Annotated in this window: 9 protein-coding genes; 6 read left to right on the top strand and 3 right to left on the bottom strand. The window is 68.1% G+C overall.

Annotated features, from left to right (window positions below):
* Positions 1–507: 507 nt before the first annotated feature.
* On the bottom strand, positions 508–1536 hold the full coding sequence (locus tag ACIQVT_RS00345; RefSeq protein ID WP_403745513.1) for a hypothetical protein: 1029 nt from the start codon (positions 1534–1536) through the stop codon (positions 508–510).
* Between the two features lie 866 nt (positions 1537–2402).
* On the opposite strand from ACIQVT_RS00345, the gene ACIQVT_RS00340 reads away from it, so the two are divergent.
* Positions 2403–3098: a helix-turn-helix domain-containing protein gene (locus ACIQVT_RS00340; protein ID WP_403745512.1), complete on the top strand. Its 696-nt coding sequence runs from the start codon at positions 2403–2405 to the stop codon at positions 3096–3098.
* 152 nt (positions 3099–3250) lie between these two features.
* The gene (locus ACIQVT_RS00335) at positions 3251–4357 is read left to right on the top strand and encodes a hypothetical protein (RefSeq protein ID WP_403745510.1); all 1107 of its coding nucleotides are present in this window, start codon (positions 3251–3253) and stop codon (positions 4355–4357) included.
* 338 nt (positions 4358–4695) lie between these two features.
* On the opposite strand, the gene ACIQVT_RS00330 is transcribed toward ACIQVT_RS00335, so the two are convergent.
* The gene (locus tag ACIQVT_RS00330; protein ID WP_403745508.1) at positions 4696–6186 is read right to left on the bottom strand and encodes a DUF2971 domain-containing protein; all 1491 of its coding nucleotides are present in this window, start codon (positions 6184–6186) and stop codon (positions 4696–4698) included.
* A 563-nt stretch (positions 6187–6749) separates the two neighbouring features.
* On the opposite strand from ACIQVT_RS00330, the gene ACIQVT_RS00325 reads away from it, so the two are divergent.
* The gene (locus ACIQVT_RS00325) at positions 6750–7505 is read left to right on the top strand and encodes a DUF5131 family protein (protein ID WP_403745507.1); all 756 of its coding nucleotides are present in this window, start codon (positions 6750–6752) and stop codon (positions 7503–7505) included.
* Here ACIQVT_RS00325 and ACIQVT_RS00320 read toward each other — a convergent pair.
* Positions 7477–8598, bottom strand: a complete 1122-nt coding sequence (locus tag ACIQVT_RS00320) for a three-Cys-motif partner protein TcmP (RefSeq protein WP_403745506.1) — start codon at positions 8596–8598, stop codon at positions 7477–7479. The genes ACIQVT_RS00325 and ACIQVT_RS00320 overlap by 29 nt on opposite strands.
* A 449-nt stretch (positions 8599–9047) precedes the next feature.
* Here ACIQVT_RS00320 and ACIQVT_RS00315 point away from each other — a divergent pair, with 449 nt between their 5' ends.
* Genes ACIQVT_RS00315 through ACIQVT_RS00305 form a run of 3 tightly spaced genes read left to right on the top strand, consistent with a single transcriptional unit; the run spans position 9048 to position 12504 of the window.
* Positions 9048–9662 (top strand): helix-turn-helix domain-containing protein, encoded by a 615-nt coding sequence (locus ACIQVT_RS00315; RefSeq protein ID WP_403745505.1) that lies wholly within the window; start codon positions 9048–9050, stop codon positions 9660–9662.
* Positions 9662–11779, top strand: a complete 2118-nt coding sequence (locus ACIQVT_RS00310; RefSeq protein WP_403745504.1) for a hypothetical protein — start codon at positions 9662–9664, stop codon at positions 11777–11779. Before ACIQVT_RS00315 ends, ACIQVT_RS00310 begins: the two co-directional genes overlap by 1 nt.
* Positions 11779–12504, top strand: coding sequence for a helix-turn-helix domain containing protein (locus ACIQVT_RS00305; RefSeq protein WP_403745503.1), 726 nt, complete (start codon positions 11779–11781; stop codon positions 12502–12504). Before ACIQVT_RS00310 ends, ACIQVT_RS00305 begins: the two co-directional genes overlap by 1 nt.
* The last annotated feature ends 237 nt before the right edge of the window (positions 12505–12741 follow it).

Genomic DNA, 12741 nt, shown 5'->3' with positions numbered 1-12741 from the left:
AAAGACAGAGGGATCACGAACAACTCTCATGTATGCAGGGAAAACGGGATGGAAGGCACTGCTTGGAGAACAGGGCAGGCGTCTGGACACATGCCGTGGTGGAGTCAGTCGGGCCCACGACGGCGAGCCTTGGCTCCCACACCGCGCTGATACCAACAAGGTGCGCGGTTACAAGGAGCGGAAGCAGAGAGGCTCCAGCGCCATCACCGATGGGAGCGCTGTCGTCGCCCGGAACGCGGGCAGGACTCCCTCTGAGCCTGGCAGGGCTGCGCGCGGCGGCTTTTACTCCCAGCGGTGCCTTCCTGCAGCCGCATACCGGCTGCGGACTTGCCCGCGAAGGCATTCAGCTCTCGTGTAGTTCCTCGCCCCTGGGCCGAGTGCCCAGCCGATCTTGTTGCGCAGCGGCCGTCGGCATGAGCGTTCACAGGAGGCAGGCAAGAGCCATTCCACTCGCTGTCCGTTGTGCTTACCGGCTGCCGTAGGGCCGGCTGGAGTAGCCGCAGCGGATCAGGGCAGGTCGCCAAAGAGCGTGTCCTGGACCGGGGGTGCGTTGCGCGGGCGGGGGAGCGGGCGGCGGTGGTCCTCCGGCGGCGGGGGCGTCCCGGCCGCGCCATCGGTCAGCGCGTACCGGCAGGCGGCGCGCAGGTCGGGCAGCTCGAGCTGCGCGCCCATGAAGCCCAGGAAGTCCGCGACGTTCCAGTCGATGAGGGCGCCCTGGCGGGACAGATACAGCCCCACGGAGTCGATGGAGTAGCTGTCGCTGTAGTCCAGCAGAAGGTAGCCAGCGAGCTGGTAGAGCTCAGCGCGGCCCATCCGCTCGGGGCGGATAGTGGCCTTACAGTCGATCAACTGGCCGCGGAGGATGAAGTCGGCGTCGGCTCCCCTTACATGGAGGCTGCCGTCGAAGGTGGGCCCGCAGATGCGCTGCGCGGCGGGTAACTGCCGTAGACCCTCGAAGGGGCCGGGATGTGCGGCCAACGTCATCTGCTGGCGGATGTCGTCGACGATGTAAGGCGGCACGGCATCGACGATTTCATCCAGCGTCGCGCCCGGCTGGGTGGAGCCCAGGCTGTTGCCGCGTATCCATCCCACGTGGCGGAAGATCGCTTCGAAGCTCGAGGCGACGTGGCACAGCCGCACCAAACGGTCCTCCGTCTCGGAGTCGAACGTCAGTGGCTGGCCGTCGCTGCTTGTGTACTGGTCCAGTTCTTTCAGTAACACCGCGCCCGCTGCCTGCACCGTGCTGATGACGTCAGGAGCTGGCCAGCCGTCGTCGATAGCCGCCCGCACGACCCCTTCTTTGATCGGCTGGCCGGTGGGCGCTCCGAGACTGATGCGCAGCCGGTGGTCGATTGTGTGACCCAGCATCCGGTACTCCGGCCGCCGTCCCGCGCCGGCGGTGGGGCCCACCGGCGCCGGATAACGAACCAGGCGCCTGCGGTAGTCAGATAACAGGCCATCGACACCAGGCAGATGCTCGGTGAGGAACCGCGACATCGCCGACGTCGGTTCCTTGAGGGACGAGGTGAGACTCATAGAAGCATCCTGGCGCACCCTTCTGGCAGCACATGCAGCGTCTCGCTGCAGTACCGGGTGGTAGCCGAAACTTCGCGCCATATCCGCCGCACCGGCCGCATCGACGCATTGTCAGACCCTGCCTCTACAGTGCCCCGCCTCCTGCGCAAGGATGCGAATCAGAGCTTCCACCCTTGCCCGCCCAAAATGCGGTCTGACCTGCGCTGATGGCATTTCGAACGCCAAGATGAGGGGAAAACATCCTGTCGGTGACCAGTGGCGAGCTGGGCTTCCAGTCAGGGCCCGTCGGGTGCAGACAGACGACGGACGCCGCGTGCTACACGCGTTGCGTCCGGGCCACGCATAGGAACAAAAGACCGAAAGAATCACTTCCCCCTGCGATCCCGCTCTAGGTTCGAGACGTGTCCGGCACGCCATCCGTGCCAGGTCACAACAGGGTCGTAGTGCCGTTTGCATGCCTGCCCTGTTGGGGCCAATGCCGCTACCGCGGCCCTGGCCCCGCACATATGGCGCACGCGCCCGCTCACCGCCCATGACAGGTTCACCCTTCCAGTGCTGTGCGCCATGGGCGGAAATGCGAGGGACCTATAGAAGCCGGCGAGGCGGGTCTCCTACGGGTATATTGCCATCGACTCCATCCCTGGCTGCCGCGCCCGCCTACCGCGCCTCATACGAGCCCTCGGCGAGTACCTCCCGCACCCCAAACATCGGCCCCCGGCTGGGGGGGGGGACCAGCAACGTCCTGGCGAGCGGCACCAGCGAGAGTTTCGATTGACGGACCTGAGACGGAGACGGCACCGCACGCCACCAGCGCTCGCAACCTCCTTTCAACCCCCGCCTTCCGCCATATCGAGAAAGAGAAGACGATGAGCAGATACCCCGCGATCGATGACCTCCTTGCCACGCGCCGTCCTCTGCCAGAGCCCGCCGAACGCAGCCGTTTGCGTACCAGCCTCGCCCTCACCGCTGATGAAGTAGCCCACGCGATCGGTATCAGCCCCGCCACACTCCACGCATGGGAAGAGGGGCACGCCGAGCCACAAGGACCCGCACGCGACGCCTACGCCTACTTCCTCACACACGCCCACACCTGTGCCGCCGACCAGACCCAAGCCGCCGCCGATCCCCACCTCGCCCTCAACCAACTGGCGCCCGACACCTCCACCGAACCCTTGCCACCGCACGCCTCCTGCGTGCTGTGCGGAAACCTGGCCAGCCAGCAAGTGGATGGCTATCCGCAACACCTCACCGCTGCCGAGTGCGCCGAGGCAGCCACCCCCGTGCCGGTCCTCAGCTTGCCCAAGCCTGATGCGACACCAGAGCGCCGCATCCCACACCCCCGCTCCGGTGCCTCACACCGCTCCAACACCGAGCCGGAACGGCAAGAGAGGTGCAACGACCCGTACATCGAGAAGCGGCGCTACGAGTACGCGGGTGGGCGCTACGTAGGCTGTCGCAGTTGCGGGGGAGATCTGTGCACCTCGTGCCGGACCGCTCACCTTGTTCCGGCCGACGTGCCATACGAGGACAACGACGACAACTTGTGCCCGGCATGCCGATAGACGGCTCGGCGGCAACCATCATGGGGCCGTGACCACCGACGCCGCGTGGTGTAGGGCGGCCCGCCGCTATGAGCAGAAATCGAACTCAGGGCGCGCACGATCCAGTTGGCGTACGGCGGGCCGGTGCCGCACCGGGCGGATAGGGTCCGGGGGTGATCACAGAGGCTGCTTTGCGTGGGTACCTTCTCGAGGAAGTTCTGGCCTGGATGCTGAGGTCGAGTGGATATGAGATTCTCACCGCACGGGACGATCAGGACAAGAAACCCTGGAAGGTGCTGGAGGAGCGCAACCACGGCCTAGTAGTGCGAGGCCGCGGAGCCTGGCATCAGGCCGACACACTGGGCCAGTTCCGGTACGTGCCGCCCTTCTCGCTGCCGGTCCGCCTGTTCGTCGAGGCCAAGTTCACACAGACGAGGGTGCGGCTGTCCACGGTCCGCAACGGCCACGGCGTCGTGCACGACGTCAACGAGAACGTAATGACCACCGTGGCAGTCGCCGACGGCCCGCGCCGGCCCGCGACACGCTACCGCTACAGCTACGCGATCTTCTCGACCTCCGGGTTCAGCAAGGAGGCACAGGAGTTCGCGCTCGCCCACCAGATATCCCTGGTCGACCTGTCCATGCCGGACTTCGCGAACCTGCGCACCATCGTGGCTGACACGGCCCAGGCCGTCCACGCCGCTATGAATGCGATGCCTGCGGCAGAGCGCCCGAAGGTCTACCAAATGCGCAACTTCCTGCGCCGGCTGCTGCTGGACATGTCGGACGGGCCAGCAGCCACCCAGCCGTCAGTGACAGCCCCCTTGACAGCTCTCGCGAGCAGCCTGCACAGCCGGTCGACCCTCGGACTCGTCCTGGCCTTCCCCGCCGCCCCGTTCGTCCTCGGTCTCGCCTCCGACAACCTCAACGCTTTCGTCGACTACGCTCGCGGCCACCCAACCCACGCCGTGCGCCTGCGTCGACTTCAAGATCCCCTCGCACCGCACCCCGTTTGGCGAGTCAGCCCGCAGGCAAAACCGGATGCCTACACGCTGACGTTCGGGCTGCCGAAACAAGTCGAGGCATGGATCATCGATCAGGACGCAGGCACGCCCGCCCGCACCAGATGGGTGAAGCAGAGCATGCTGTCCGCCATGACGGTGTACTGGATGGACGACAGCCACGCTCACACTTTTCAACTCCGTTACCAGCCAGCAGCGTTGCGCAGCGATCTGCCCCACGACGAGTTCGATGCGCTGCGCAGCGATCTGCTCTCCTGACCCACGTGCGGCTGCCCGCTCGGCGATGGTCAAGAGGTTGATCTCGACAAGGGTCTGGACCCACAACGGGCGGCTGGGCTGGCGGCAGGTCTTGGAGCCGCAGGACGGGAGCGGTGCTCCTTCCGACCCGGCGTTCTCGAGACGAGACCCGAAGCATCCCGTCCAGCTGCGCCGGCCGGTTCGTCAGCGCTGTGTGGTCGGCGGTGTTGAATCACCACGTGCCAGGCGTCGGACCAACCGTCGATGCAGCGTCACGGCGGTAGCCGCCTGTCCGCGCCAGTCCCAGCTGCCGGATCAGGACCTCTGCAGAGCCTGGCAGCCTCGGCCTGAAACGGGCGTCATGATGGTTCCTCTGTCTGTGCAGTGCCGACGCCGCGGATCTGGTCGAATACCTTGCGGGCGTGCTGTACAGCGCTGTTCAGCTCCCTCAAAAGCGCGGCCACCGATGCGTCCGCGTCGGCTGCGTCAGTTTCCCGCTCACTTCGCCAGAATTCTTCGCGCCTGTTCCCGTCGGTCAGCCAGTGTTCGGTGTCCACGGCGGCATGAAGTCGCAGGCGTTCGCCGTTCAGGACCTGGATGGCCGCCGATGCGGTCAGTGTGTATGACTGGCTGGGAAGGTTTTCCACCACGCACAGGAAGCCGCGTTCGTAGTGGATGACCTCTCCGGGGACTCCGGGCATTCGGGCGCGCAGGCCTTCGGGCACCGCCGTGGTGCGGGAGTAGCTGCCCACCTCGGTTTCCGGCCATTGACTCAACTGCGAGGCAAGCCTCGCACCGCCTTCTGTCAGCTGCGCCAAGGCCTCCTGGACGAGGAGGGCGGCAGCCTGGCGGCGCCTTTCAGCCTCTGTCTCGGCTTGGCGCAGCGCGAGCAGACGCTCGGCCAGCGGGCCCTCCCGCCGTGCGGCAGGCCAGATTCGGGAGGAGAGCGGACGAGCCTGGGGGACCGAGCCCTGGAAGGGAAAGCTGTGCAGCCTGCGGTTGAGGAACTGCAGGTTCTCCACCGTGACGTCGGGGTAGGGCCTCAGGGCCTCCAGCAGCTCCTGCACGCGCCCTTGGGGGAAAGCGCTGCCTAGGACTACGCCGGTGAGCGCGTCCCGGATGTCGACGTAGTCGAAGTCGGTGGACTGGTTCACCATGATGAGCCGGTACTCGGCTTCGCTGTCCCAGTCGAAGTGTTTGCGGAAGAACAGCACGTCTTTGTTGGCCTCCGCATAGGCCAGTGCGACCGCGTCCGCTCCGAATTCCGCGACCTGCCCGACGTCGATGCCCCGTGTCGGTGGACTATCCTGGCTGCTGAGGTAGCGGACTGGGCCGTGGAAGGCGAAGGCCGCAGGAGCAGCGTGCTTGAGGAAGGACTCGACGAGCTTGGCCCGGTCGAACCGGAGGCATACGCCCTTATGTCTGTCACCGTAGTGCGCCCACAGTGACAGGTGAGCCCATCCCCGCAGCGCGTCAGGATTGAACACGTGGGCCGGCAGGGCCAGATCCTGTGTCAGGCATCCGACCTTGGTGTGCAGACGCAGCTGCCGGTCGATCTCCTCCAAGAGGGAGAAACCGGCGTCGAGGCCCCTGTCGTCGTGATGCGCGCTGAGCACCGGGTAGTGCGGCTGCGATTCCCACAGGTCATTGGTCGACTCGTAGGGCGAGAGGCGCAGGGTGCCCGTGGCCAGGATGCCGGTGATGGCCGCCGTGGTGTTGGTGTAGTGGAAGAGGTGACCGGTGATGGTCCGCAACGCCCGGGCCATCTCGTATTCGCTGAAGGTCTCAAACGCCGCAGCTGGATGCGCGGGCATGCCGTAACTACTGGAGAGCTCATCATCGGCGGCCATACAAGTTCCTTCCGCTACCCGGGCCCCCTACCGGTTCGTGCAGCCCGCAACGGCCACTGTACCTCATTGTCGTCACTATGACGATAACGGAGTACAGTGGCGGTGTGCTTCCGTACAGGGAGCTGCTGTCCCGGCTGGACACGCCAGGCGGCGGCAGGAACCGGCGCCGGATAGCCGCCGCACGAAAACCGGCGGTACTGAAGACCGTAAACCGGCGCGCCTGGAGGTGGGTGGATGCTGCTGCGGCCCGCCCGCCTGCACGGCGCGAGGTCCCTCTTCGAGTCGTTCAATGTTTCGACGGTCGCGGCGTCGTAGGCCCGGTCTCATCGTTCTCCGGGCATGGTCGAAGAAGGGTGCGGCGCCCGAGGTGAATGGCTGGTTCGTATCGCGCGCAACACCACAGACAGGGGTACGCGCGTTCTATTTAGGGGAAGCTGTGATGGCCTGCGGTGACGGGTGGTTGGATGCCGATGTCTGGCGGCCGGATGGCTCGTTGGACACGCCATGGGCTGGACGGCCAGGCCTGCGGGCGGCCGCGACTGCAGGGAATGGGGAGTCGACGGGTGAGTGACCGCAGTTCGATCGAGTGGACCGAGGCGACGTGGAATCCCACGACCGGCTGCGACCGGGTCTCGGACGGATGCGACAACTGCTACGCGCTGACGCTGGCGAAGCGGCTCAAGGCCATGGGGTCGGCGAAGTACCAGAACGACGGTGACCCTCGCACTTCCGGCCCCGGCTTCGGTCTGACCGTGCACCCGGACGCGCTGCGGGTGCCGCTGGGCTGGAAGGCGCCGCGCACGGTGTTCGTGAACTCGATGTCGGATCTCTTCCACGCCCGCGTCCCGCTGGACTACGTCGAGCAGGTCTTCGACGTCATCGCGCAGACCCCGCAGCACACGTATCAGGTGCTGACGAAGCGGGCGCGCCGGCTGCGGCAGGTCGCCGACCGGCTCAAGTGGCCGGCCAACCTGTGGATGGGTGTGTCCGTGGAGAGCGCGAAGGAACTGCCGCGCGTCGACGACCTGCGGCGGGTTCCGGCCGCGGTGCGGTTCCTGTCGTGCGAGCCGCTGCTCGGGCCTTTGGACGGGCTGGACCTGACAGGCATTCACTGGGTGATCGCCGGAGGCGAGTCCGGCCCCCGCTTCCGCCCGATGGAGCAGGAGTGGGTCACGGGGATCCGGGACGCCTGCCTACAGGCCGGTGTGGCCTTCTTCTTCAAGCAGTGGGGCGGTCGGACCCCGAAGGCATCCGGTCGGCACCTTCAGGGCCGGACCTGGGACCAGATGCCTACGCCCGAACCTGTGCCTGCAGGCTGATCCGGCTCTTCGTGGTGAGCTTGCCCGGGGACTGGACGGCGATCACGCCGTCCTGCCGCATCTGCCGGGCCGCCTGTAAGGCGTGCTTCGGCATCCAGCGGGCGGTCTCCGTCAGCAGCCACTCGCCGATCGCCTCCACGGTGGTGGCCCCGGCGCTCAGGTGCTGGGCGACCAGTTCGGCCAGCTCGTCGTCGATCAGACCTGCGGCTTGGAACAGGTCGAGCTGGCCGTCCGCTTTGGCGCCTCGGGTGCGGGGGTCGCGGAAGCTCTCGCCGTCGAGGTCGTCGACCTTCCACATGGCGTCCTTCATCGCCTTCAGGCCCGCGGTGCTGCCGGTGCCGAAGACGAGGTAGAGGGGCTGCCCGGTGCGGGGGACGAGTTCGAATTGCAGCTGGTAGCCGAAGCCGGCCCGCCGCAGCGCATCCCGGTAGGTGCGCAGCCACACGCGCCACTTCTCGTCGGGACCCAGTTCGTCGGCGGCTGCGGTCCAAAAGCCGCGGCCGCCGAAGACCGTGTCGAGGATGTCGGCGTTGAGCTCCTCCCGGCGGCTGAACCAGTTGGGTCCGAAGGTGGTGATGACTTCGCTTGAGCGGTTGCCGGCGATGCGGGACATCACGTGCAGCGGCACGTTGACGCTGCCCCAGCTGTCGAAGATCCCCAGGATCGGGTGGCCCCATGCTCCGAGCTCGTCGAGGACTGCGAGGCTGTCGCGGCCCGCTTCGCCGCGCCGGACCTCCACCCGTACCGGCAGTTCCTTGAGCGGCCCGAAGCGGGAGACGAGTTCCGCCATGAGGTGCTCGTGGCGCGCGCGGTCCTTCTCGATGAATATCAAATGCACTCGCCGGGGGCTGAGGTGCATGCGGTCGACCGCGTGATGGCCGAGCAGGCGGTCCAGGATGAACACCGGCGAGCCCGGCTCGCCGTCCTCGTAGCGGCCCGGGCCGGCGAACGCGTCCAGGAGTGTGACCCGGGGCCGGGAGTAGCTGGTGCTCTGGGAGGTCTGCAGCAGGATCGGCCACCAGGCGTCCAGGTACCGCTGGTACAACCGGTGCTTGGCCGCGGTCGCCGGCTCCAGCTTCCACAAGACGCCCATCCGTGCCCCCTGTTCAGGATCGCCACGGTCGTCGGCTGGCGCGTGCCAGTCGCATCCCCTGGTAACAGATGGTGTGCGCAACGACGTTCAGCGTAAAGACCGCGTACCAGCTGCGGGGGAGCGGGCCGTCCGGCCGACTGAACAGCGCCGACCAACCGGATCGACCCCCTCAGGCAGAATGCCCCGGTGAGTCCGCCGTGAAAACAGCCTGACGGAGATCGGCCTCCTCATCCCGATTCGCTACCCCCCCGGGGTGATCGTTTGCTCCCATATACGCGGTGATGACCCGACCGGCTGCCTGGTCCGTCTCCGCAGGGAGCCGACGGCAGGGAGGAGGTCTGGGGGGTCATGTGCGGTATCCGGTCAGCCGGTCTTGGACGGTCTCTCAGGACTCCGCTAACCTTCATGCCGAATCAGATATCAGAGTTTACATGGAGGGGGCGGGTGGGATGCTGCTGACGACCGGGCAGGCAGCCCAGGAACTCGGCTGCGCCATCACCACCTTCCGCCGTCTCGTGCACGCCGGACTCCTGCCGGGCCTGTCCCGTCGTGGCGTGCGCGTCATGGTTCCGCTCAACGTGGTCCAGGCACTCGGCCAGCGCCGACACGCCCCGCTGGATCGGCTGGATGCTCGAGAGATCGCCGTTTTGCGGGTCGGCGCGGCCAAGCAGGTACAGGAACCAGACCGGAATTGGATCGGCTTCGCAGCCTCCCTCGCCCCCGAGGACGTCCTCAAGGCGCTGCGCGGCTGGTGGCGCTGCGATGCGCCGAGCGTGGCGGCCGCCGGGGTCCTGCCCGTGACCCTGTCGGGTTACGTGGTGGCCGTGCTGACCGGCTTGGAAGGCTGGGAGAAGAACGCTAGGGGCCGCTATGCCTTCCCTCACGCGCGGCTGGCGGGCCACGTCACCGATCTGGCCACGCCCGTCCATCACGTGACTGCCTCCTCGCAGGCCGACCGGATACTCGCTGATCTGCTGCTGGGCAGCCGGCTTGTCTCGCACTCGGGCGGGGCGATCGCCTACGTCCCCGCACCCGCCGCCCGCCGTCCGGACAAGGAAGCCTGATGGACGCACAGCGCTACACCGCAGCCCTCTCCGAACTGCGCACCGTACGGGACGAGATCAAAAAAACCCGGGCCGCGCTGACGAGGCTGGAGGCCGAGCGGGACAGGCAGATCACGCAGCTGGCCGGGTACGAGAAGGCGAAGGCGGAACGGATCGCCCCGGCGGCCGGACTGAGCCTGGCTCACGTCGTCAGCCTGGCTCCCGCGCTGGCCCCCGACCGCCTCACCACAACCGAGGCCACCCCGTCCCACTCCGAGCCGGACGCCCCAGCCATCACCGACGGCACCGAGACTCCGCCCCACCTCGCCGCCCAGACGGGAGCGGTGGCGCCCGCGACGGCCGCCGCCACACCAGCACAGCCCGTCGCCGCATCCCCACCGGCCGCTCCCGCCGAGGACTCTGCCTCCGCGAAGCCCGCAGCCCCCGACGCGCCGCGTGCCCTCCCGTCGATCCCCCACGGGGCAGCGAGTGACGCCTGGTTCGCCCACACCCAGGGCCTGGCGTCCACCCGGCCGAACTTCACCCAGCAGGCCCGTTCCACCGTCTTCCTCGACACCACCACCGGCGTCCTGGTCCACCGCCAGCAGACCCACCACCTCGACCTCGGCGCCGCCACGGCCGCGGACCTCCTCACCGCCGTCTTCCACGCCGTCCCTGAGGGTGTGGAGCGGATCTACGTCACCGCCGGTGATCCCTGGCACCGCGAAGCCGACCGTTACCCCTACCTCCGTGACGCCGTCGCCGCCTGGCTCAACGCACCGGCCCCAGGCTGGCGTACCGACACCGGCCGCGGCAAAGACCGGATGGCCGGGCACTTCGTCCACGCCCGCAACCCCGTCGGCCGCTACCAGCGCGAGAGCGGCGACCACCATGTCGAGATCCGCTCGGTGGGGGAGTGGTTCGACACCGACGGCGACGACCCCGCCGTCATCCGCGACGCCTTCGTCCTGCTGTGGCAGGCGCTGCGCCGTCACTGGTCGGATGCGGTCATCATGGGCTCCCCCTCCCAGACCGGCCGCGACCTGTGGACACGCACCATCCCCCAGCGCGGTCAGTACGCCGACGGCTTCCCCGTCCTGTCCGAGGAGCTCCGCGGTCTGCTGCACGCCACCGCAGGTCAGGGCCGCAATGAACTGATCACCCCGCCCCGCGTCTCCGAGCAGCTGCCCCGGCTCGTCGAGTACGACCGCACCTTCGCCTACGCCAAGCACACCTGGAAATCCCCCGTCGGAACCCCACGCCGCATCACCGCTACCACCTTCGCCGCGTGGAGTGAGAAGGAGCAGCTGCGGGCCCTGTACGGGTGCGGGCACTGGCAGATCCGCGTGACCGTCCCGGACACCTGGAACCACGTCGGCTTGCTGCCGGCGCCCGCTCCCGGCGACCGCACGTGGCACTACCCCGCCCAGCCCGGAACCACCTTCACCACCTGGGCAGGCGGCCCCGAGATCCACACGGCCCTGACCAACCCCATCCAGCCGTGGAAGATCGACATCCTGGACGGCATCCTGTGGGACGACGGCAAGCCCCTCGACGACTGGGCCAGGAAACTCAAGGAGACCTGGGCGAACCTCTCCGCCCAGGCCCACTTCCAGGGTGATGCCCAGCAGGCCCGCGCAGCTCACCTGGCCTCGCGCGCTGTGCGCTCCATCCTGCTGTACGGCATCGGCTCCTTCGCTCAGCGCCCCCGCATGGTCACCGGCACCACTGCCCGCACCGCCGAACGGGACGTGCCCGCGGACGCCGAAATCATCGCCTTCGACGACGAACGCATCACCTGGCAGAAGCCCACCGGGTTCAGCCGTGATCCCAACGCCCATCCCGAATGGGCCGCCGCGATCTGGTCCGGTGCCCGGGCCGCCCTGCTCACCCAGCGCCACCGCGACGACAACGCCTACGCCGGTGCCCTGCACACCCCGCCCGGCAGCGTGGTCGCCTTTCGCACCGACGCCCTCTACCTCACCGATGCGCAGGACTGGCCCTACCATCACCAGCCCGGTGACTACCTTCTGCGCGGCCACCTCACCGGCCCCCTGCCAGCCCCCACCAGTGAAGAGGAGCTCCTCGCTCTGCGGGACGCCGGGCGTACCGCCCTCACCACGAACCGGGAGTCCTGATGCCGCGCCGCCGACGCCGGGCCACCGGCCGCACAGCTGTGAACGAGGCGGCCCGCCTGGCCGACCGGCTCCAGGCGGCCGGGTACACCAAACGCGACATCGCCCGCATCATCGACCGGGACCCCTCTTTGGTGTCGCAGTTCTACACCAAGAACAAGGGAGCGGCCTTCGTCCCCGCCCTGCGCGAGGTCCTCACCGCGGTCGAGGCCGGCGGCATCACCGACCTGCCCGGACTCCGAGCCATCGCCACCCGTCACATCACGCGCCGCACCACCGCCTCCGGCGCCCGAGCCCGTGTGCGCGGCAAAGCCGTCCTGATCACCCCTACCGGCACCGGCACCGGGCGCGTCGGTGCTCAGGCCATCGCTTCCGGCTCCGCCCGCCTGCGGCCCCTGATCGCCGAAGCCGCCCGCCGCGGTCTGCGCCTGGCGTTCACCGTCCGCCTGGCCAGGACCGGCTACCTGCATCCCTCCGGCAGCCGCACCGATTCACCAGGGATCCGCCGGGATGTGATCCAACGCGCCGACCACACCGAAGAACGCTCCTACGGCTCCGCCCGGACCGGCGGGTTGGACGCAGCCAATTTCGCCCGCCGGGTCGACACCGCGGGCGGTGACGTCACCGCCGCCGTCCAGCAGTGGCTCACCGAAACCGGTCGCATCCAGCCCGATGCCCGCATCCTCCACCTCGAGGTCCGTACCTGGCAGCCTCCAGCCTCCAGATGACCGGCGCTCAGCCACCGGCCTGAACCGCTCCCGGCCACCCGGCCGACCCAACCGAGTGTTGTGCGAAGGCCGGGCACGCAGGCGCGTGCACGGTGCGCTCTCAGCCCAGTGCGCAGCATGGGCCTGTCTGTCTTCGCTGGGACGGGGGCCTCGGCACGCCTGTCGTAGGGTGCGGTCATGACCGGACAGGCCTGTGGGGGCTCCGCCTCGATCGCCCTTGCTGTGCAAGGAGACGGA

The organism is Streptomyces sp. NPDC100445, from assembly GCF_044759735.1.
Lineage (GTDB): Bacteria > Actinomycetota > Actinomycetes > Streptomycetales > Streptomycetaceae > Streptomyces.
The sequence above is the reverse complement of the archived record's forward strand: the minus strand, read 5'-3'. Positions and strand labels throughout refer to the sequence as shown.

Excerpts from the sequence above, each read along its gene's own strand:
- ACIQVT_RS00345 (WP_403745513.1), bottom strand. The coding sequence starts at position 1,536 with ATGAGTCTCACCTCGTCCCTCAAGGAACCGACGTCGGCGATGTCGCGG.
- ACIQVT_RS00340 (WP_403745512.1), top strand. The coding sequence starts at position 2,403 with ATGAGCAGATACCCCGCGATCGATGACCTCCTTGCCACGCGCCGTCCT.
- ACIQVT_RS00330 (WP_403745508.1), bottom strand. The coding sequence starts at position 6,186 with ATGGCCGCCGATGATGAGCTCTCCAGTAGTTACGGCATGCCCGCGCAT.
- ACIQVT_RS00320 (WP_403745506.1), bottom strand. The coding sequence starts at position 8,598 with ATGGGCGTCTTGTGGAAGCTGGAGCCGGCGACCGCGGCCAAGCACCGG.
- ACIQVT_RS00315 (WP_403745505.1), top strand. The coding sequence starts at position 9,048 with ATGCTGCTGACGACCGGGCAGGCAGCCCAGGAACTCGGCTGCGCCATC.
- ACIQVT_RS00310 (WP_403745504.1), top strand. The coding sequence starts at position 9,662 with ATGGACGCACAGCGCTACACCGCAGCCCTCTCCGAACTGCGCACCGTA.
- ACIQVT_RS00305 (WP_403745503.1), top strand. The coding sequence starts at position 11,779 with ATGCCGCGCCGCCGACGCCGGGCCACCGGCCGCACAGCTGTGAACGAG.